The sequence below is a fragment of the Megamonas rupellensis DSM 19944 genome, from assembly GCF_000378365.1.
GTDB classification, from domain to species: domain Bacteria; phylum Bacillota; class Negativicutes; order Selenomonadales; family Selenomonadaceae; genus Megamonas; species Megamonas funiformis.
Map to the genome: position 1 here is coordinate 1 of NZ_KB899588.1, position 20,118 is coordinate 20,118.

22 protein-coding genes are annotated in these 20,118 nt (G+C 32.2%); 9 read left to right on the forward strand and 13 right to left on the reverse strand.

From position 1 onward, the window contains the following. A partial coding sequence (locus F553_RS12335) for a transposase (RefSeq protein ID WP_208854022.1) occupies positions 1–98 on the reverse strand: 98 nt, incomplete at its 3' end. A 115-nt stretch (positions 99–213) separates the two neighbouring features. Between F553_RS12335 and F553_RS0108435 the strand changes: the two genes are divergently transcribed. Further along, a complete protein-coding gene (locus tag F553_RS0108435) occupies positions 214–1,401 on the forward strand; it encodes a dicarboxylate/amino acid:cation symporter (RefSeq protein WP_018999765.1) in 1,188 nt (395 codons plus the stop codon). Positions 1,402–1,465: 64 nt separating this feature from the next. On the opposite strand, the gene F553_RS0108440 is transcribed toward F553_RS0108435, so the two are convergent. Continuing rightward, the gene (locus F553_RS0108440; RefSeq protein WP_008539901.1) at positions 1,466–2,053 is read right to left on the reverse strand and encodes a DUF6630 family protein; all 588 of its coding nucleotides are present in this window, start codon (positions 2,051–2,053) and stop codon (positions 1,466–1,468) included. A 151-nt stretch (positions 2,054–2,204) separates the two neighbouring features. Here F553_RS0108440 and F553_RS0108445 point away from each other — a divergent pair, with 151 nt between their 5' ends. Continuing rightward, entirely contained in the window at positions 2,205–3,035 is an 831-nt protein-coding gene (locus F553_RS0108445; protein WP_026296986.1) for a deoxyribonuclease IV, read from the forward strand. A 71-nt stretch (positions 3,036–3,106) separates the two neighbouring features. Here F553_RS0108445 and thiD read toward each other — a convergent pair whose 3' ends face one another. The 7 genes from thiD to F553_RS0108480 all read right to left on the reverse strand — a co-directional run bounded on the left by thiD (position 3,107) and on the right by F553_RS0108480 (position 9,180). Then, positions 3,107–3,910: a bifunctional hydroxymethylpyrimidine kinase/phosphomethylpyrimidine kinase gene (thiD, locus tag F553_RS0108450; RefSeq protein WP_008539897.1), complete on the reverse strand. Its 804-nt coding sequence runs from the start codon at positions 3,908–3,910 to the stop codon at positions 3,107–3,109. A 112-nt stretch (positions 3,911–4,022) separates the two neighbouring features. Then, complete coding sequence (locus F553_RS0108455; protein ID WP_018999767.1) at positions 4,023–4,853, reverse strand: Asp23/Gls24 family envelope stress response protein; 831 nt, start codon at positions 4,851–4,853, stop codon at positions 4,023–4,025. A gap of 265 nt (positions 4,854–5,118) precedes the next feature. Continuing rightward, positions 5,119–5,379, reverse strand: coding sequence for a stage V sporulation protein S (locus F553_RS0108460; protein WP_008539893.1), 261 nt, complete (start codon positions 5,377–5,379; stop codon positions 5,119–5,121). Between the two features lie 92 nt (positions 5,380–5,471). Continuing rightward, entirely contained in the window at positions 5,472–6,248 is a 777-nt protein-coding gene (locus F553_RS0108465; protein ID WP_008539891.1) for a TIGR00282 family metallophosphoesterase, read from the reverse strand. Positions 6,249–6,290: 42 nt separating this feature from the next. Next, on the reverse strand, positions 6,291–6,815 hold the full coding sequence (locus tag F553_RS0108470; protein ID WP_018999768.1) for a hypothetical protein: 525 nt from the start codon (positions 6,813–6,815) through the stop codon (positions 6,291–6,293). A gap of 156 nt (positions 6,816–6,971) precedes the next feature. Next, entirely contained in the window at positions 6,972–8,516 is a 1,545-nt protein-coding gene (rny, locus tag F553_RS0108475) for a ribonuclease Y (RefSeq protein WP_008539888.1), read from the reverse strand. Between the two features lie 223 nt (positions 8,517–8,739). After that, positions 8,740–9,180, reverse strand: a complete 441-nt coding sequence (locus F553_RS0108480) for a hypothetical protein (RefSeq protein WP_008539887.1) — start codon at positions 9,178–9,180, stop codon at positions 8,740–8,742. Positions 9,181–9,379: 199 nt separating this feature from the next. On the opposite strand from F553_RS0108480, the gene F553_RS0108485 reads away from it, so the two are divergent. From F553_RS0108485 to F553_RS0108515, 7 genes are all read left to right on the forward strand, one after another. Then, the gene (locus F553_RS0108485) at positions 9,380–11,602 is read left to right on the forward strand and encodes a RelA/SpoT family protein (protein WP_018999769.1); all 2,223 of its coding nucleotides are present in this window, start codon (positions 9,380–9,382) and stop codon (positions 11,600–11,602) included. A gap of 29 nt (positions 11,603–11,631) precedes the next feature. Continuing rightward, on the forward strand, positions 11,632–12,258 hold the full coding sequence (locus F553_RS0108490) for an MBL fold metallo-hydrolase (protein WP_015562124.1): 627 nt from the start codon (positions 11,632–11,634) through the stop codon (positions 12,256–12,258). Between the two features lie 5 nt (positions 12,259–12,263). Beyond that, positions 12,264–12,629, forward strand: a complete 366-nt coding sequence (locus tag F553_RS0108495; protein WP_018999770.1) for a hypothetical protein — start codon at positions 12,264–12,266, stop codon at positions 12,627–12,629. 2 nt (positions 12,630–12,631) lie between these two features. After that, a complete protein-coding gene (locus F553_RS0108500) occupies positions 12,632–13,096 on the forward strand; it encodes a methylated-DNA--[protein]-cysteine S-methyltransferase (protein ID WP_018999771.1) in 465 nt (154 codons plus the stop codon). Between the two features lie 32 nt (positions 13,097–13,128). Next, complete coding sequence (locus tag F553_RS0108505; RefSeq protein WP_018999772.1) at positions 13,129–13,785, forward strand: HAD family hydrolase; 657 nt, start codon at positions 13,129–13,131, stop codon at positions 13,783–13,785. A gap of 29 nt (positions 13,786–13,814) precedes the next feature. After that, complete coding sequence (gene rlmD, locus F553_RS0108510; protein ID WP_018999773.1) at positions 13,815–15,188, forward strand: 23S rRNA (uracil(1939)-C(5))-methyltransferase RlmD; 1,374 nt, start codon at positions 13,815–13,817, stop codon at positions 15,186–15,188. A 561-nt stretch (positions 15,189–15,749) separates the two neighbouring features. Then, complete coding sequence (locus tag F553_RS0108515) at positions 15,750–16,871, forward strand: MBL fold metallo-hydrolase (RefSeq protein WP_018999774.1); 1,122 nt, start codon at positions 15,750–15,752, stop codon at positions 16,869–16,871. A 76-nt stretch (positions 16,872–16,947) separates the two neighbouring features. Here F553_RS0108515 and F553_RS0108520 read toward each other — a convergent pair whose 3' ends face one another. The 4 genes from F553_RS0108520 to F553_RS0108535 form a co-directional block, all read right to left on the reverse strand. Continuing rightward, on the reverse strand, positions 16,948–17,592 hold the full coding sequence (locus tag F553_RS0108520) for a CBS and ACT domain-containing protein (RefSeq protein ID WP_018999775.1): 645 nt from the start codon (positions 17,590–17,592) through the stop codon (positions 16,948–16,950). A gap of 96 nt (positions 17,593–17,688) precedes the next feature. Then, on the reverse strand, positions 17,689–18,393 hold the full coding sequence (locus tag F553_RS0108525; RefSeq protein WP_008539876.1) for an ABC transporter ATP-binding protein: 705 nt from the start codon (positions 18,391–18,393) through the stop codon (positions 17,689–17,691). Positions 18,394–18,398: 5 nt separating this feature from the next. Further along, on the reverse strand, positions 18,399–19,163 hold the full coding sequence (locus F553_RS0108530; RefSeq protein ID WP_008539875.1) for an ABC transporter ATP-binding protein: 765 nt from the start codon (positions 19,161–19,163) through the stop codon (positions 18,399–18,401). A 2-nt stretch (positions 19,164–19,165) separates the two neighbouring features. After that, the gene (locus F553_RS0108535) at positions 19,166–20,110 is read right to left on the reverse strand and encodes a branched-chain amino acid ABC transporter permease (protein ID WP_008539871.1); all 945 of its coding nucleotides are present in this window, start codon (positions 20,108–20,110) and stop codon (positions 19,166–19,168) included. Between the last annotated feature and the right edge of the window lie 8 nt (positions 20,111–20,118).

Here is a 20,118-nt window from a genome sequence, read left to right on the forward strand (position 1 = left end):
TCAACACCATTGTTCAACACTTTTCTACGATATTTAGGACAAAATACTACATGATATTTACAAGAATATACTATATTATTATTTGATTTATATTTCATAAAAGTATTATATAACTATTAAAAATATAATACAATAAAAAACAATGATATCGAATCATTGTTTTTTAGCGAGCCTATATCCCCATAAATAAATTTAGGGGCTTTACGCTCGCATTTGGTAAAAATTTTCATCTCTTTAATCTTATCCGTAATTGTTGGTCTTATCCTTGGCGAAGAAAATTTACCATGGCTCAAAGCTTATCTTGCGCCATTTGGTACAATGTTCATCAATTTAATCAAAATGATTATTGTACCTGTAGTATTAGCATCTTTAGTTTGTGGTGTTGCTAGTCTAGGTGACACAAAAAAACTTGGTCGCATTGGTATCAAAGTTATTTTATTATATTTAGTGACAACTGCTGTTGCTCTTATCATTGCCCTTGGTTTAGCTTCTGTTTTACAACCTGGTTTAGGTATGGATTTAGTAGCTGAAAAAGCTCCTGATATTAAAGAAGCTCCTGGTTTTATGGACGTTTTAGTTGGTATGATACCATCTAATCCTATCATGACTATGGCAAAAGCTGATATGCTTCCTCTCATTGTGTTTGCATTAGCTATTGGTATTGGTATCACTGCTGTAGGCAAAAAAGGTCAGCCACTTCTCACATTCTTTGATTCTTTAGCAGAAGTAAGTTATAAATTAATCTCCATGATTATGAACCTTGCACCTTATGGTGTATTTGCTCTTTTAGTACCAGTAGTTGCTGCTAATGGTCCCAAAGTTTTATTACCACTTTTATCCGTTATCGTTACTGTTTATATCGGTTGTATCATTCATGCACTTGTTGTATACTCTTCCATCGTTTCTACACTCGGTAAAATGAGTCCTTTGAAATTCTTTAAAGGTATGACAGAAACAATGCTCTTAGGTTTCACAACTTGTAGCTCCGCTGCTGCACTTCCTGTAAATATGAAAAACTGTACAGAAAATCTTGGTGCTAATAAATCCATTGCTAGCTTCGTACTTCCTTTAGGCGCAACTATCAATATGGACGGAACAGCTATTTATCAAGGTGTTTGTGCTATCTTTATCGCTAATGTTTATGGTATCGATTTAACAGCAGGTCAAATGCTTATGATCGTCTTAACTGGTACACTTGCTTCTGTAGGTACTGCTGGTGTTCCTGGTGCTGGTGTTATCATGCTTGCACTCGTATTACAGACTGTAGGTCTTCCTATGGAAGGTCTTGCACTCGTTGCTGGTATTGACCGTGTATTAGATATGATCCGTACTTGTCTTAATATTACAGGTGATGCTGCTGTAACTATCGCAGTAAGCCAAACAGAACGAAATAATAATTAAATCTACTAAAAAATAAAGACACTAGAAATAATCTAGTGTCTTTTATTATGCCCTAAAATTCATTTTAATATACTGTAGATATTACTTTTCCTAGACTATCAGCCAAATCTTCTAAGTCTTCAAGATTTTCTTCTGATGCTAAAAATAAAGTGAAAATATCTGGACTTAAATCTATCATACCAATGCAAATATCTTCATCAAACCATTTACTATCAAGATATTTACACCAATTTATGATATTTTCATCATCAATAAAGTCCATTTCTTCATTGTAATAATCGTACTCATCATCTTCATTATAGTCATATTTATCTATTTCATAATCTTCTTCTTCAAACTTACTATCCAAAGCTAGATTATATTCTTTAAAAGTTCGCAAACTCTTCAGGCTCCAACCAAAATCAGTAATACTACAATCTTCTTGTATTTGCATTACATAATTATTTCTGACTAAAATATTCACTGTAACTAGCCATTGCAAATCTTCTACAGAATCATATTTTATACTGATATTACGCTCTTCAAACTCTTCTAAATGCTCTTGTGCATATGCTTCTATATTATCGATACTCTCTTCTATTTCCGCTAATACATCATCGTCATTACCGCTTATAATTCGCGCTATCTCTAATAAAGTTTTTGCCTTTTCCATTTGTATCCCTCTTTTTTTATTTAATTACTAATTTATTAATTCACTATATAAATAAAAAAATCCTGTTAATTTAAAAAACATTTTAGCTATGATATAATATATATTAACTAATATTTATTTTTAATTAATTTAAATTATAGGAGTGATTTTTATTTTATATATAGGTAACCATTTATCTTCTTCAAAAGGTTTTTTACAAATGGGTAAAGAAGCTTTAAGTTTAAATGCTAATACATTTTCTTTTTTTACTAGAAATCCTCGTGGTAGCAAAGCCAAAGATATAGACGATAATGATGTTCAACAATTTTTAGCACTAGCCAAACAATATAAATTCCATAAATTAGTAGCTCATGCACCTTATACATTAAATCCATGTTCCAATCGCGAAGAAGTACGCGAATTTGCTCGCCAAACAATTGCTGATGATTTACTTCGCATGGAAAAGTTGCCTCATAATTATTATAATTTCCACCCAGGAAATCATTTAGGGCAAGGCATAGATTTTGCCACCAAAGCTATCAGTGATTGCTTAAATGAAGTGATGTGGCCTGAGCAACAGACTACTGTTTTATTAGAAACTATGGCAGGAAAGGGCACTGAAGTTGGCAAAACTTTTGCTGAACTCCAAGCAATTATCGAGCGTATTAATTTACAAGATAAAATAGGTGTATGCCTTGATACTTGTCATATTTGGGACGGCGGTTATGATATTGTAAATAATTTAGATGATGTCCTAGCCGATTTTGATAAAATAATCGGTCTTGATAAATTAAAAGCTATACATTTAAATGACAGTAAAAATGACTTAAACACTCATAAAGACCGCCATGAAAAAATTGGTCAAGGTAAAATAGGTCTTGATGCTATCATAAAAATTATAAACCACCCACAATTGAAACATTTGCCATTTATTTTAGAAACACCAAATGACCATGATGGATATGCTCAAGAAATAGCTTTATTGCGCGCTAATTTCAATTAAATATAAATAAAAAAAGTATCTTTTTCTAGCTGAAATATAAGTCAGAAAAAGATACTTTTTATTTTACTTATTTATCTTGTTTGCCAATGAGCTAATGCTCCTGTAAATTCATTCAATTTAAATGAGTTTGCTACAGCTTTATCAATGAAATTTTGAGCATTTTCAAAAGCTTGATGGATATCTAAACCTTTAGCAAGTCCTGCTGTTATTGCTGCGGAGAAAGTGCAACCAGCACCACTATTATAGATATTTTTCATCTTAGCTTTTTTCTGGATAGTAAATTCTTTACCATCAAATAACACATCTACCATATAATCGCCATCTACGCGACTACCAGATTTTATAATGACATTTTTCGCACCAAGTTTATTGATTTTTACACAAGCTTCCTTAATATCTTCTACAGTTTCCACTTTTTCCATACCTGCAAGATAAGCAGATTCTACTGTATTTGGTGTTATTACATCAGCTTTTTTCACCAATAAAGATTTTATTGCCTCGGCTGCTTCTGGTACCATGATAGCGTCGATACCTTTACAAACCATTACAGGGTCGATTACTACATTTTTAAAATTATATTTATCTATGGATTTTGCTACTAATTCTACAAGAGCAGCTGAACCTAACATACCTGTTTTCATGGCATTAATGCCAATACCTTCACCAACAGTTGCAATCTGACGTTCAATAGTAGGCAAATCTATAGGAAAGATATCATGAGCCCAATCTTTTGGATTTTGTGCCACAATTACAGTTAGTGCCACCATTCCATAAACGCCCATCTCTTCAAAAGTCTTTAAATCGGCTTCCATGCCAGCTCCACCAGAAGTATCAGAACCTGCTATAGTCAATGCTTTATAATTTTCTAATGCCATAATTTATCACCTTTATCTAATAGAATAAAAAATTTATTTAAAATTATAGATATCTATTAGTTAAAAGTCAATTAAAATACGAAAAAAGTCAATATTGTATCGATACAATATTTTATTTGAATTTCAATCCTTTGACTACAATATCCACATCATGCACAAACATACCTGTCATATATTCTACGACTTCTTTTATCTTCTTTTGTATGCCTTGTATCATTGTTGGAATATGACTTCCATAGTTCAAAACTACTTCAAAAGAAACTTTTATCCCTTTATCTTCACCTTTTTCCCAAACATGGTCAACATGTATATGTGAAGCTTTAAAATCATAATCTTTATCCTTAGCAATATGCTTAATAATGGATAAAATTGCAGCATCATCTATGATAAGTCTTCCATAATAACTAAAAATTGGTCGTACTATGGATTTTTCACCTAAACGACGGCGTTTTGTACTTGATTTTTTAAAAAATGATTGTATTGGGTCTATCAAATAACCTGAAAAATGTGGTTTTAACTCAATAGTTGGTACAGGAATGATATGTTTACCTTCACGATTGCGATAAAATTGAGCTTTTGCCATTTCTGCTTTTGTAGCAATATCTGCTATATTGATAATTTTACTAATTGGTGGCAAATTCAAAGCTTTGTCAATGCGATGCACCATATTTTCAGAAGTGCCTAAAATCAAAATTCTATTTGGCTGTTCTTTTTCTATAGCATTTCTCACTTCTTCGGCATGTCCAGGCACTACAAAAACAGCTCGTCTTATCGCCATGATTTTACTTGCTTCTCTTTTAGCAGAATGACCTGCTATGATTTTATTGTCTTTTATCAAAATCCCATCATCTATAATGGCATCAGCTTTATTTTGTCTTGCTACCATTAATGCTCTATGGGATTTTCCTGTTCCACTTGGTCCTACTAACGCAATAACATCCATATCTTATGCTCCTTTTTATCAATATTAAGCTACTTAATTAACATATTTTTAGAATTTTTCGTTTTTTATCAACAATATATTTTAAAAATACAGTTATTATTTCATATTATATATAATTATAATGGTTATTATCCTTAAACGCAAAGTATGTCTAAAGCTCAATAAATAAATTACTAAACCTTAGACATACCCTGTCTTAAAATTCAACTTAACCTAAAAAGTAATTAGCGAATATGAATAATTTAGTCTATGTACTCATACGACCTTATCTTGATTCAATGATCAATTTTATTGCAGTTCTTTCTTCGCCATCGATTTCTATATCAGCAAAAGCTGGTACACAAACTAAATCAATGCCACTAGGTGCCACAAAGCCACGTGCTATAGCTACTGCTTTTACTGCTTGATTTAATGCTCCTGCACCTACTGCTTGTAATTCTGCTGTTCCTTTTTCTCTTAATACTCCTGCTAAAGCTCCTGCTACAGAATTTGGATTGGATTTTGTTGATACTCTTAATACTTCCATAATGTACACCCCTTAACGATTAGGAATTATTATATAAGTTCGCCAAACAAGTTCCAAAATCCTTTTTTTATAACTGTATACTTGTATATTCTTTATTCTTCGTTAAATAGTATTCTTTCAAAGGATTTTACGCTATTATCTTCTGCTAATTCTAAAACAACAGCAGAAAAAATATTTGGACCTTCTGCCATTTCAAAACGCACTGGTCTACATGTGATGAATTTATCTATTGCATTATTTACATTTATACCAAGGCTTGAATTATAAGGTCCTACCATACCCAAATCACTGATATATGCTGTTCCTTTAGGTAAAATTCTATTATCAGCTGTCTGCACATGAGTATGAGTTCCAACGACACAAGTTACTTTACCATCGAGATAAAATCCCATAGCTATTTTTTCTGATGTAGCTTCTGCATGTATATCTACTAATATAATATCGCATTGATTTTTAATTTCTTTTAAAATTTCGTCGACCTTTTGGAATGGACAGTCCATTGGTGGCATAAAGGTTCTACCAGATACATTGATTACACCGATATTTTTAGCTTTAAATGGATAGATACAATAACCTTTGCCTGGTGCTCCTTCTGGATAATTGGCAGGTCTTATCAAAAATGGTTCATCATCTATAAAAGATACAATTTCTTTTTGATCCCAAATATGATTACCAGAAGTTACTATATCTGCTCCAGCTCGATAAATTTCATCTAAAGTTTTGCGACTGATACCTCTGCCACCTGCAATATTTTCGCCGTTAACTACAACTACATCTATATTATGTTCTTTTTTCAATTCTGGAACATATTTTCTAAATGCTTCTCTACCTGGTCTACCACATACATCGCCAACAATTAAAAATTTCAAAATAAATTCTCCTCTTATTTTATTCTTCACAAAATCTATTAATTATTTATTAAACACAATGACTCTACCAGCTTCGCGAATACCTATCATTTTTTCTACTACTGGATTAATTTTCAAACTTGCAAACATCGTATCTATTAAATCTATTTGCGATAACATTGTACTATCTATCATAGGAATTTTATCTGTATCCATGATGAGTAATTCGCCAAATTCTTCATTAATTAAAGTATTAATCAAACGAAGTTCTCCGTGAGAAAAAGTTTTCATATCTCTTTTTATCGTTATAAAAGTAGCCTTTTCTTCTATATTTATTTTTACTTCATCACATTCTACTTGTGTTTTTTCTAAATAATGATAGGACTTTAAACATTCTTCTAGTAAAGTTTGTGTTTTTTCTATTTCTTCATCAGTTAATATCTTTTGGATAATATAATTTATATATATTTTTTCATCTGGTTCTATAGATATTTTGCTAATCTCTGGATAATAAATCAATACTGATGTCAATAAGTTAACACAATCCATATTAGGTTTTTTCTCATTTTTAGTTTTAGTAATTTGCATTATTGTAACCTCACTGCAAAATCAAATAATATTAATCACAAACTCATTTTATATCTATTCAATTTATCCAAAAAGAGATTTAATGCAAAAAAAGTAGTTATCAATATTAATAACTACTTTCTTGCTTCTACTTTATGTCAAAAGAAATTATTATCTTTATTTTGCATAATCAACTACACGAGTTTCTCTAATTACAGTTACTTTTATCTGTCCTGGATATTCAAGTTCAGCTTCAATTTTCTTAGTGATATCATGAGCTAAAGCAACAGTTGAGATATCATCCATTTTTTCTGGTTTAACCATAATGCGAATTTCTCTACCTGCTTGAATAGCAAATGAACGGTCAACACCTTCAAAGGATTCTGCTATTTCTTCAAGACGTTTTAAACGTTTCAAATAAGATTCTAAACTTTCACGTCTAGCACCTGGACGTGCGGCTGATACAGCATCAGCTGCTGCAACGAGTACAGCTTCCACAGTTTTTGCTTCTTCATCACCATGATGAGCAGCTATAGCATTTACAACATCAGCAGATTCACGATATTTTTTCGCTAAATCTGCACCGATAGTAACATGTGGACCTTCAACTTCATGGTCAATAGCTTTACCTATGTCATGTAATAAACCACCGCGTTTAGCAAGATTTACATCAACACCTAATTCAGCAGCCATTACACCTGCTAAATGAGATACTTCTACAGAGTGATTTAATACATTTTGACCATAACTTGTACGATATTTTAATCTACCTAATAATTTTACAATTTCTGGATGTAATCCATGTACACCAGTTTCAAAGCAAGCTTGTTCTCCTGCTTCTTTAATGCGTTGGTCTACTTCTTTACGAGCTTTTTCTACCATCTCTTCAATGCGAGCTGGGTGAATACGCCCATCTGTAATGAGTTTTTCCAAAGCAATACGTGCTATTTCACGACGAACAGGATCAAAACCAGATAAAATTACAGCTTCTGGTGTATCATCAATAATTAAATCAATGCCTGTCATTGTTTCTAAAGCACGAATATTTCTACCTTCACGACCAATGATGCGACCTTTCATCTCATCATTTGGCAATGCTACTACAGAAACAGTAGTTTCTGCTACATGGTCAGCAGCACATCTTTGAATAGCCAAAGAAATGATATTTCTAGCACGTTTTTCTGCTTCTTCTTTTGCTTGCTGTTCATATTCTTTAATCATTACAGCTTTATCATGTTTGATTTCGATTTCAGCATCTGCAAGTAACATACTGCGTGCATCTTCTGTAGTAAGTCCAGAAATACGTTCTAATTCTTCTAACTGTTTTGCATGAAGTGCTTCTATTTTTGCTTGAGATTTATCAATCTCAGCTTCTTTACGATTTAAAACTTCTTCTTTTTTCTCTAAAGAATCAATTTTTCTATCTAAATTTTCTTCTTTTTGTACCAAACGACGTTCTTGACGGGAAAGTTCATTTCTACGGTCTTTTGTATCGCGGTCTAACTCTTGACGCATTCTATGTATTTCTTCTTTTGCTTCAAGAGTTGCTTCTTTTTTCTTAGTTTCAATCTGTTTTTCGGCTTCTGTAACAATTCTTCTTGCTTCAGCTTCAGCAGAGCCAATTTGTGATTCTGCACTGCGTTTTCTCATCCAATAGCCCGCACCTAAGCCTACAACTAGTGCAAGTATTATCGCTAATAATAATTCAACGATAATCTCCACCCCCCTTTACGTTAAATTTTTCTAAATATTCTTTACAAATTCATATAGCTGACGTAACCATATAGAAGTATTGTAAAGGTTTTTAGAAACAGTGTCAAGATTACTTACCTATTAATGACACATTAACATTCCTAAAAGAAAGCCATCACTATATCTTTAGTAATGGCTTTCTTTTCACTTTATCTTATTTGCTTTTTTACTGTATCAAATTAGAGTTTTATCATCAATTCCATAATAATTTCATCCAATTTGGATATTCTTTTTCTAAATGAACTGTGATTGCATTTAATAAATCCATTACTAATTCACCATCTAAATCATCATTTTTATTAGGAATATACATATCTAAATATAAAGCATTATCTGCACCTAAATAATATTTTACTGCTTTATAATTTATATTCATCTCATTTACACAACGAATGAATTCATCTTTATTTTTCATATATTCAATGTCTGGTATTACCTGCACACGTAAAATAACATAAATACTTTCATCCATCACGATTACAGCAGGCAATTTTTGACCAAATACTTTTACATATGTATGAAAAGTAACTCGTGCATTTTCTTCTTCATTATTATTTATACTTTCTTCTACTTTGAAATTTGTAATATTATTTTCTGCTATATAAGCTTTAAATTTTTCTGCTTTTAAATTCATTTTGCACCATTCCTTCATTAAAATATATTTTTATCATTAATATAAAAATAAAAACGCATCTCTGATAAATTATAAAACATATATTATCTTGATTATGTTATATATATATATTATCATTATTTTATAATTTTATATATTCCTTTTTAGTCTTTCGATAAATTTTATGATTATGTTTTTCATAATCTTTGGAGTGATTAAGATGAAAACTGATAATATGGATATTACAATTGATGATATTATCAATACCGTAAAAAGTTACAATCCACAAGCTAATTTTGATTTAATTACTAAAGCTTATAATCTTGCTTATGAGGCGCATGCTGACCAAAAACGTATTTCAGGTGAAATGTATATCACACACCCATTACATGTTGCTATGATTTTAACTGATTTACATATCGACGATGTTACTATTGCTGCTGCCTTATTGCATGACGTTGTGGAAGATACAATCTATACCATTGAACAAATGAAAGAACTCTTTGGCGAAGAAGTAGCTATGCTCATTGACGGCGTAACTAAACTCAGCAAAATGAAATATAAATCCAAAGAGGACCAACAGCTTGAAACATATCGCAAAATGTTTTTAGCTATGGCTAAAGATATTCGTGTAATCATGATAAAATTAGCCGACCGCTTGCATAATATGCGTACCTTAAAATATATGCGTGAAGAAAAACAAAAACGCATTGCTAAAGAAACGCTAGAAGTTTATGCACCACTTGCTAATCGCCTTGGTATTTCCAATATCAAATGGGAACTTGAAGATTTATGTTTGCGTTATCTTGAACCTGAAACTTATTATGATTTAGTCGATAAAGTAAATCAAAAACGTGAAGAACGCCAAGGTTTTATCAATGATGCTGTGGCAAAAATCCAACAAGAATTTGATAAAATTCATTTAAAAGGTGAAATCAAAGGTAGAGCAAAACATTTCTACAGTATCTACCGCAAAATGAAAAAAAGCAATAAAGATATCTCCGATATTTTCGATTTACTCGCTGTGCGTGTATTAGTGCAGACTATCCCTGATTGCTACACTGTACTTGGTATTATTCACGCTATGTGGAAACCGCTACCAGGTAGATTTAAAGATTATATTGCTGTACCAAAAACTAACGGCTATCAATCTTTGCATACTACTGTAATCACAGATAATGGTCTACCACTTGAAATTCAAATTCGTACTTTTGCCATGCATGCTATTTCTGAATATGGTATTGCTGCTCACTGGAAATATAAAGAAGCTGGCAATAAAAGTATAGGAGCCAATAGCGAATACGATAAAAAACTTTCATGGCTTCGCCAAATGATTACACTTCAAGATGAATTTTCCGACCCACGCGAATATTTTGAAGCACTCAAAATTGATATTTTCTCCGATGAAGTATTCGTATATACTCCTCGCGGTGATGTTATCAATTTACCAAAAGGCTCAAACCCTATAGATTTTGCTTATCACATTCATACAGATATTGGCAATCACTGTGTAGGTGCTAAAGTAAATGGCAAAATTGTTCCACTTGAATATACTTTGCAAAACGGTGATATTGTTTCTGTAATTACCAATAAACAAAATAATGGCCCAAGTCCAGATTGGTTAAATATCGTAGCTTCTTCACAGACAAGAACAAAAATCCGCCAATGGTTCAAAAAACAACGCCGTGAAGAAAATATCGCCCGCGGTCTTGAATTATTAGAAAATGAAGCTAAACATTTAGGATACAATTTTAAAGATTTAGCCAAAAATGATAGACTTTTACAAGTAGCTCAAAAATTAAATATCCAAAATACTGATGATATGTTTGCTTCTATCGGTTTTGGTGGTATCACTGTAAATAGTATTATGAGTAAACTCATTGCTTTTTATAAAAAAGACCTACAAGAAATCACCCCTCCGGATATTTCACAAATGCTTGAAAAAATCAAGCCTAAAACACCTAAGAAAAAAGCAAGTCATGGTATTTTAGTCGAAGGTGAAGATGGTTTCCTTGTGCATTTAGCAAAATGTTGTAATCCTATCCCAGGCGACCAAATAATCGGTTATATAACTCGTGGTCGCGGGGTATCTGTTCATCGCGCTGATTGTCCAAATGTATTACGTGAAGGCAATGATATGATGCGCGTCATTGATGTAAATTGGGATATCAGCACAGACCAATCTTATCCTGTAACTATCGAAGTTGGTTGCTACGATAGACAAGGTATCTTAACTGAAATTATCGCTAGAATTTCTGATGCGAAAATAAATATTGAAAATATTTCCTCTCGCAGTATTCCTAGCAATAAAACTGCTGTCATGACTATTACTTTCCATACAAAAAATTTAGCTCGTGCAGAACAATTAATGAATACACTCCGCCGTCTTAAAGATGTTTACAGCGTTCGTCGTAATTTGAGTAGTTCTGCTAAAGAAAAATAAACTAATAAAAATTACAAAGGAGCATTATCATGAAAATAAAAGCCTTAGTAGTTGGCCCAATCATGGAAAATTGCTATATTTTATATGATGAACAAACTTTAGAAGGCATAATCGTCGACCCAGGCGATGAAGCTACAAGTATTTTAAATGTAGTCGATAATTTAAAACTTCATATTAAATATATTGTAAATACACATGGACATGCTGACCATATTGGCGCTAATAAAGAATTAGGTTTAGCTCTAAAAGCAAAATTGGCTATTCATGCTGATGATGCTTGTATGCTCACTGACCCACATCTCAATCTTTCTGAAAATGGCTATATGGGTAGACCTATAATTTCTCAACCTGCCGATATAATCTTACATGAAGGCGATATTATTTCTTTTGGCAATTGCAATCTAAAAGTAATCCATACTCCAGGGCATACACCTGGTGGAATTTGCCTTGTTGGTGAAGGCGTTGTTATGAGTGGCGACTCTTTATTTGCTGGCTCTATTGGTAGAACTGATTTTCCTACTGGCTCTATGACTGATTTAATTTCCAATTTAAAAGCAAAAATCTTGACTTTAGATGAAAATTTAACTGTTTTTCCTGGTCATGGTGGAGCAACTACTATTGCCTATGAAAAACAAATCAATCCTTATTTAGGTTAAACAAAATGACAAATGATTTCACACCTCAAATTTTAAATTTAAATACTATCGATGATGTTCGCCAAGCTATGCAAGATATCCACTGCACTGATGCTGGCATAAAAATAATGCAAGATAAAGCTCTTTTCAAAGTGATAAAACTCTATGATGTAAATAGCAAAGCTGCCAATATTTTAAAACAAACATTTTTAAGTAAAGGTGGCGAAGTTGCTATCTCTCGTCATTGTGCTGATTTAAGCAAAGAAACTAGTGATGTCATCATCATGGCGACTATATATCAATATAAAAGAGCCATACCTGTATTGAAAATGCAACCTTGGAAATTAAAACAAATCGCTGAAATTTTAACTACCATGATAAAAGAGGTTTAAAGATGTTTTATTCTTGTAAATATCAATTTGAAAATATCTCTTTATATCTAGTAGCGACAGAAACTCATTTAATTAATATTCAATTTACGCAACCACAAAAAGCTCTGTTACAAACAACAGAGCTTTTATCTATGGCTACTATTCAATTAGATGAATACTTCCAAGGGAAACGCACTACATTTTCTTTACCATTTAAATTAACAGGTACGCCATTTCAACTTGCAGTATGGAAAGAACTTCAAAATATTCCCTATGGACAAACTACTAGTTATAAAGAAATCGCTCAAAAAATCAATAAGCCTAAAGCATGTCGAGCTGTAGGCATGGCTAATAATAAAAATCCACTGCCTATTATCATTCCCTGTCATCGTGTGATTGGCTCTAATGGAAAATTAATCGGTTATGCAGGTGGATTAAAATTAAAAAATTATCTCTTAGAATTAGAAAAATCACATACTAATTTTTAATATAAAACTACAAATATAAGAAGGTTGATTTTATGAACTACAAAGGCGTTATATTTGACCTTGATGGCACTCTTGTTAATTCTTTAACAGATTTAGCAAATAGTGTAAACACTGTACTTACTGAATATAATTTACCTACTCATGATATCGAAAGTTATAAATATCGCGTAGGTAACGGCATAAAAAAATTAATGGAGCGTTCCCTACCTCAAGATAAACAATATCTTTTAGATGAAGCTTTAGCTAAATTCAAGCAAGTATACGCTAAACATAATTTAGACCATACAGCTCCTTATGAAGATATCTTAACTTTATTAAAAAAATTACAACAACAAAATATAAAACTCGGTATTTGTACAAATAAACATGATGAAGCTGCCAAAAATATCGTAAAATTATTATTTGGTGAAGGTATTTTCAGCGAAATAATCGGCGATAAAGCTGGCTTAAAACGCAAACCAGACCCAGGCAAAGTCTTGATGATTGCCCAAAATTGGCAATTAAAACCTCAAGAAATAGCTTATCTTGGAGACTCTGATGTAGATATGCAGACTGCCAAAAATGCCGATATGTTAGCTGTTGGTGTATTATGGGGCTTTAGACCTGCTGATGAATTAAAACAAAATGGCGCAGATATTTTAATTGATAAACCACTTGATTTATTAACTCAAGTATCATTTGCTAAATAATTTTTATTATAGAAAGGATTTTTTAATTAATGAAAAGTAAAATTCCTGTTCAAGTAGGACAGAAATATGAAATAAAAATCACAGGAATGGGGCAAAGCGGTGAAGGCGTTGGACGCTTTGAAAATTTCACTGTATTTATTCCTTATGCACTTCCTGGAGAAACTGTAGAAGCTAAAATTACACTTGTGAAAAAAAATTATGCTACAGGCGAAATAGTATCTATACTTGAAAAAACTTCAGACAGAATAAAACCAATTTGTAAAGTATATGATGACTGTGGTGCTTGCCAGCTTCAACATTATTCTTATGAAGCTCAACTCAATGCTAAAAAACAAAAAGTAATCGATATGATGGAACATATCGCTATCAAAAAAGATATCATCATTCACCCTACTATGCCATCTGTTCATGAATGGCACTATCGCAATAAAATGCAATTTCCAATCGGCAGAAATAAAAAAGAAGGTATTATCGTTGGTTGTTATGCTCATAGCAGTCATAATATCATCAATACCGAAAACTGCCATATTCAAAAACATACAAATAATGTAATTGCCAATGCTGTACGTGAAATGGCTACAAAATTTAAATTAAGTGTCTATGATGAAAAAACTCACTATGGTCTTTTACGCCATGTTGTAGGTCGTACTAATCGCGATGAAACTGAATGTATGGTCGTACTCGTTACTGCTCAACCAAAAATACCTCGTGTACGTGAAATCGTGAATTTCTTACGCTCTAAAATTCCAAATTTGACAAGTGTCGTACAAAATATCAATACTGGTAGAAATAATATCATCATGGGCAAAGAGTGCAAAATTCTTTGGGGTGCTTCCCATATCACAGACAGATTAGGCAGTCTAAAATTCAAAATATCCGCACTTTCTTTCTTCCAAGTAAATACAGAACAAGCAGAAAAATTATATGAATGTGCTTTAAAATATGCTAATTTAACAGGTAAAGAAACTGTAATTGACGGCTATTGTGGCACAGGTACTATCTCTTTATTTTTAGCTCAAAAAGCAAAAAAAGTTTACGGTATGGAAATCGTACCTGAAGCAATCCGAGACGCTATCGCTAATGCTCGTGATAACAATATAAGAAATGCTGAATTCTTAACAGGCGATGCTGCTAAATTAATGCCTCAACTCTATCGCAAAGGACTTCGTCCAGATGTAATCGTAACTGACCCACCAAGAGCAGGCTGTGCACCAGAAGTTTTAAAAACTTTCGCTGCCATGAGACCAAAACGCATTGTCTACGTATCTTGTAACCCAGCTTCACTTGCTCGCGATATCGGTATCTTAGACGAATTAGGCTATAAAGCTACAGAAATCCAACCTGTAGACATGTTCCCACAAACAGGTCATGTAGAATCTGTATGCTTACTAATAAAAAAATAATCATCTATCTGTTCATTTTTCTTTTAACCAAAAGAAAAATGAACCAAAAAGAAAAAGCCCCGCAATATTGATTTTACTTTGACAAAGATAAAACTATGTCTACAACGCTCTAAACTCGCTTCGCTCAAACAGTAGGACTAAAACCGTAGCCCTAGTTTTATCTTTGTCAATAGCTTTCAGCTACCGTAAAAGTCTGCTAATGCGGGGAAAATTTGCATTTATTATAATTAACTCTATTTTTAACATTTAATTATAAAATTATTATTCACTATATAATAATAATTTGTAACTTTTATTTTCCGCATTATAAAATTTTAGTGGTAACCAAAGGTTATTGAAAATAATTATCGCTGAATACGGTTTTAGTCTGAATGTTTGAGCGAAGCGAGTTTCTAAGCGTTGTATGAAGCGATAATTATTTTCAAAACTAAAATTTTATCTGTGGTGGGTATTCTTTTGTTACTTTTCTTTGCCCACCAAAGAAAAGTAAGTTTAATGTTGACTTTAAGTTTACTCCAATATGTATAATTAAATTAATTATTATATATTGGAGTAATTTTTATGTCTATTTCTCGTCGCAATTTCTTTAAATTAGCCGGTATTACTACAGCTTTATTAGCTATGGGTGGTATTGGTTTTATTAATCAGCCTAAAATTGGTCGCTCACCTAAGGGTGATGAATTGACTAAGATTTTAAAATCTCCGCATTATGTAAATGGAGCATTTCAAAATCTTGAGCCTACATCTGTTTTAGTCAATAAAGATAATTATTATAATGGTATCAAAGAAATTCTATTTCCTACTAAAGGTGTAACTATACCTAAGGAAAATATTCCTACGCAAAAAACAGATTTAAAATCTCTAAATCCTAAAGAAAATTTACTTGTTTGGTTTGGTCATTCTAGTTTTTATCTGCAAATTGATGGTATCAAGATATTAGTTGACCCTGTATTTAGTGATTATGCCTCCCCTTTATTTTTCATCAATAAAGCCTTTGCTGGTACAAATATATATACAGCTAATGATATACCTGATATTGATGTTTTAATCATCTCTCATGACCACTGGGACCATTTAGATTATGCTACTATTATGAGCCTAAAGCATAAAATCAAGCATATTGTTTGCCCTCTAGGTGTTAGTAGTCATTTTTATCATTGGGGACTTAATCCTGATATAATTCATGATGAAGATTGGTATCGTGAAATAAAACTTAGTGATAATTTAAAAATTCACATTTTACCTTCTCGCCATTTTTCAGGAAGATTTTTAGATAATAATAAAACTCTTTGGGCTTCTTTTGCCATCATTACACCTACCAAAAAAATTTTTTATAGTGGTGATGGAGGATATAGTCCTCAATTCCGTGAAATTGGTGATTATTTCCAAGGCTTTGATATGGCTATCATGGAAAATGGTCAATATAATACATCTTGGGCACAAATTCATATGATGCCAGAAGAAGTAGCTCAAGCTACTATGGATTTACAAGCTAAAATGCTTTTACCTGTACATTGTGGAAAATTTGCTCTAAGCCCTCACCACTGGCAAGAACCTTTTGAACGTATTTATACAGCTAGTCAAAATAAATCATATAAACTGCTCACTCCATTATTAGGTGAAACTGTGTTTATTGACCAAAACAATCAAAAATTCAACAAATGGTGGACTACTATTTCCTAATATTTTGAATAATAATCTTTAAACAAAAAATGCACTACTAAATATAAATTTAGCAGTGCATTTTTATTTTTATAAATCAGCCAATTTTTACTGTATGAATAACTTTATAACCTTTAGCTTCTAATTTTGCTTTGATATCATCAATATTAGTAATATCGCCACGAATAACGATTTCGTATTTATTATCTTCTTTTTTACAAGTTATCAAGCTATCAATGCTAACACCTGCTTGTCCAAAGATTTCTGCGATATCTTTAACTACACCAATTTTATCTGTAACTTCTAAAGTAATACGAGTTTTTCCATCAGCTAAGCCCATTACATCTACAAATGTTTTGAAAATATCTGTTTCTGTGATAACGCCTACTACAGCACCCATATTACTTACAACTGGCATACCGCCAATTTTATTTTTATACATAATAAGTGCGGCTTCTTCAATAGTTGCATCTACATTTACAGAAACAACATCTTTTTTCATGATATCTCGAACGCAAATTTTTGCAAGTAAAGAATTTATCTCATATCTTGATAAAGTTGTTGCAGGCGATGGTGCTACACGCATTAAATCACTATCGCTTAAAAATCCTACTAATTTGCCATCATCTACAACAGGTAAGCGACGAAAATTATGTTTTTTCATTAAATGAGCTACTTCATCAACTTTAGTATCAGCTGTTACTGTCATAGGATTTTTCGTCATTCTATTAATAACAAACATTTTTTTCACCTCATATAAATTTATTTTATTATCCTATAAGAAAGGATTCGCTATAAATCTAACGAATCCCTGCATACAATAATTATCTATATAAAATCAGCCACCAAGATATGCTTTTCTTACTTCTTCACTAGCAGCAAGTTCTTTGGCATCACCAGAAAGTGTAATTCGTCCTGTTTCCAAAACATATGCACGATTAGCAATAGAAAGTGCCATATTTGCATTTTGTTCTACTAATAAAACTGTAGTGCCTGCTTTATTGATATCTTGTATTATTGAAAAAATTTCTCTTATCAATAATGGTGCAAGACCCATGGAAGGCTCATCTAAAAGTAGTAAACGAGGTCTACTCATCAAAGCTCGTCCCATAGCAAGCATCTGCTGTTCCCCACCAGATAAAGTTCCTGCTTGTTGATTTACCCTTTCTTCAAGTCTTGGGAAACGTTCAAATACCATTTTCAAATCCTTAGCAATGCCAGCTTTATCCTTACGAATAAATGCACCTAATTCCAAGTTTTCCATAACAGTCATTTCTGCAAAAACACGTCTACCTTCTGGTACTTGAGAAATACCTGCTTTTACGATATTTTGTGCTGGCATTCCAGCAATATTTTTACCTTCAAACTCAATTGTACCAGTCTTTGGTTTTAAAAGTCCTGAAATAGTGCGTAGAGTTGTAGATTTTCCTGCCCCATTAGCTCCAATCAAAGTAACTATTTCACCTTCATTGATTTCTAGGCTAATTCCTTTTAAGGCATGAATTGCACCATAATAAACATTCATATCATTTATTTTTAACATAAATTCTACACCTCCCCACCTAAATAAGCTTTAATAACTTCAGGATTTTTCTGAATTTCTTCTGGAGTTCCACTGGCAATAATACAACCATATTCTAAAACATAAATACGTTCACAAATCCCCATTACTAAACTCATATCATGTTCAATAAGTAAAATAGATAAACCAAATTCTTTACGTATCCAGCGTATCATTTCCATCAATTCTTGTGTTTCTTGTGGATTCATACCTGCTGCTGGTTCATCTAGCAATAATAATTTTGGTTTAGTAGCCAAAGCTCTGGCAATTTCTAAGCGACGTTGTGCCCCATATGGTAAATTTTTTGCCACTTCATAAGCTTTATCTTCTAATTTAAAAATCTTTAATAATTCTAGACTTTTTTTAGTGATTTCATCTTCTTCTTTGAAATATCTACCCAAACGAAGTACAGACTCCACTAAACTATATTTTGCATGAGAATCATATGCTATTTTTACATTATCTAAAACAGTTAATTCCGAGAACAATCTTATATTCTGGAAAGTACGTGCAATTCCTCGAGAAGTTATCTGATAAGGTTTTAATCCAACTAAACTTTTACCAGCAAAATCAATAGTACCTGTAGTTGGTTGATATACACCTGTCAATAAATTAAATGCAGTTGTTTTCCCTGCACCATTTGGCCCAATAAGACCTATGAGTTCGCCTTCATTTATCTCTATATCAAAATTAGATACTGCTTTTAATCCGCCAAATACTTTTGATACACCATCTGTTTTTAATAATTCCATAATTATCCACGACCTCCCTTAAAACGTTGGAAAATCTTAAGGCTTGTAATTTCTGTATAACCAAAAAGACCTTGTGGACGATAAAACATTAATAAAATCAATACTAATGCATATGCAATCATACGGAATTCAGGCCAGCTAGCAAGTGCTGCTGATACGAAAGTTACTACAAATGCACCAGCGATTGAACCTGTAATTGAACCTAATCCGCCAAGTACTACCATGATTAAAAAATTAAATGATGCCATAAAAGTAAATGAAGATGGATTGATAATATAGAAACAATGAGCGAATAATCCACCACCAATACCAGCAAAAATAGCACCAATAGTAAATGCCATTACTTTATATTTTGTAGTATTAACACCCATAGCTTCTGCTGCAATCTCATTTTCACGTACAGCAATACAAGAACGACCATATTTAGAATTAACAAAGTTCTTAATGAAGAACAATGTAAATAACATTATAAAAAATACCCATGGAAAAGTCGTATTATGTGGTATACCTTTAAAACCAGCTGCACCACCTACATACTCTATATTCATGATAACAATACGAATGATTTCTCCTAAGCCTAATGTAGCGATAGCCAAATAATCGCCTTTTAGACGTAATGTTGGCAAACCAATCAAAAATCCCAAAATACCAGCTGCAAAACCGCCAATTAATAAAGCCACAATAAATGGAGAATGAAAATTAACTGTTAAAATTACGCCAACATAGGCGCCTACTGCCATAAAGCCAGCATGACCTAAAGAAAATTGACCTGTATAACCATTTATCAAATTTAAACTTGCTGCCATGATAATATTGACACATACAAGGAAAATATTTAATTCCCAGAATGAGCCAATAATTCTTTCAGCCATTAAAAATTGCAAAACGCCAAATAAAACAATCGCAAGTATTAAAGTTATTATATCTTTTTTTCTAAGAGAATTCACTTTTAACA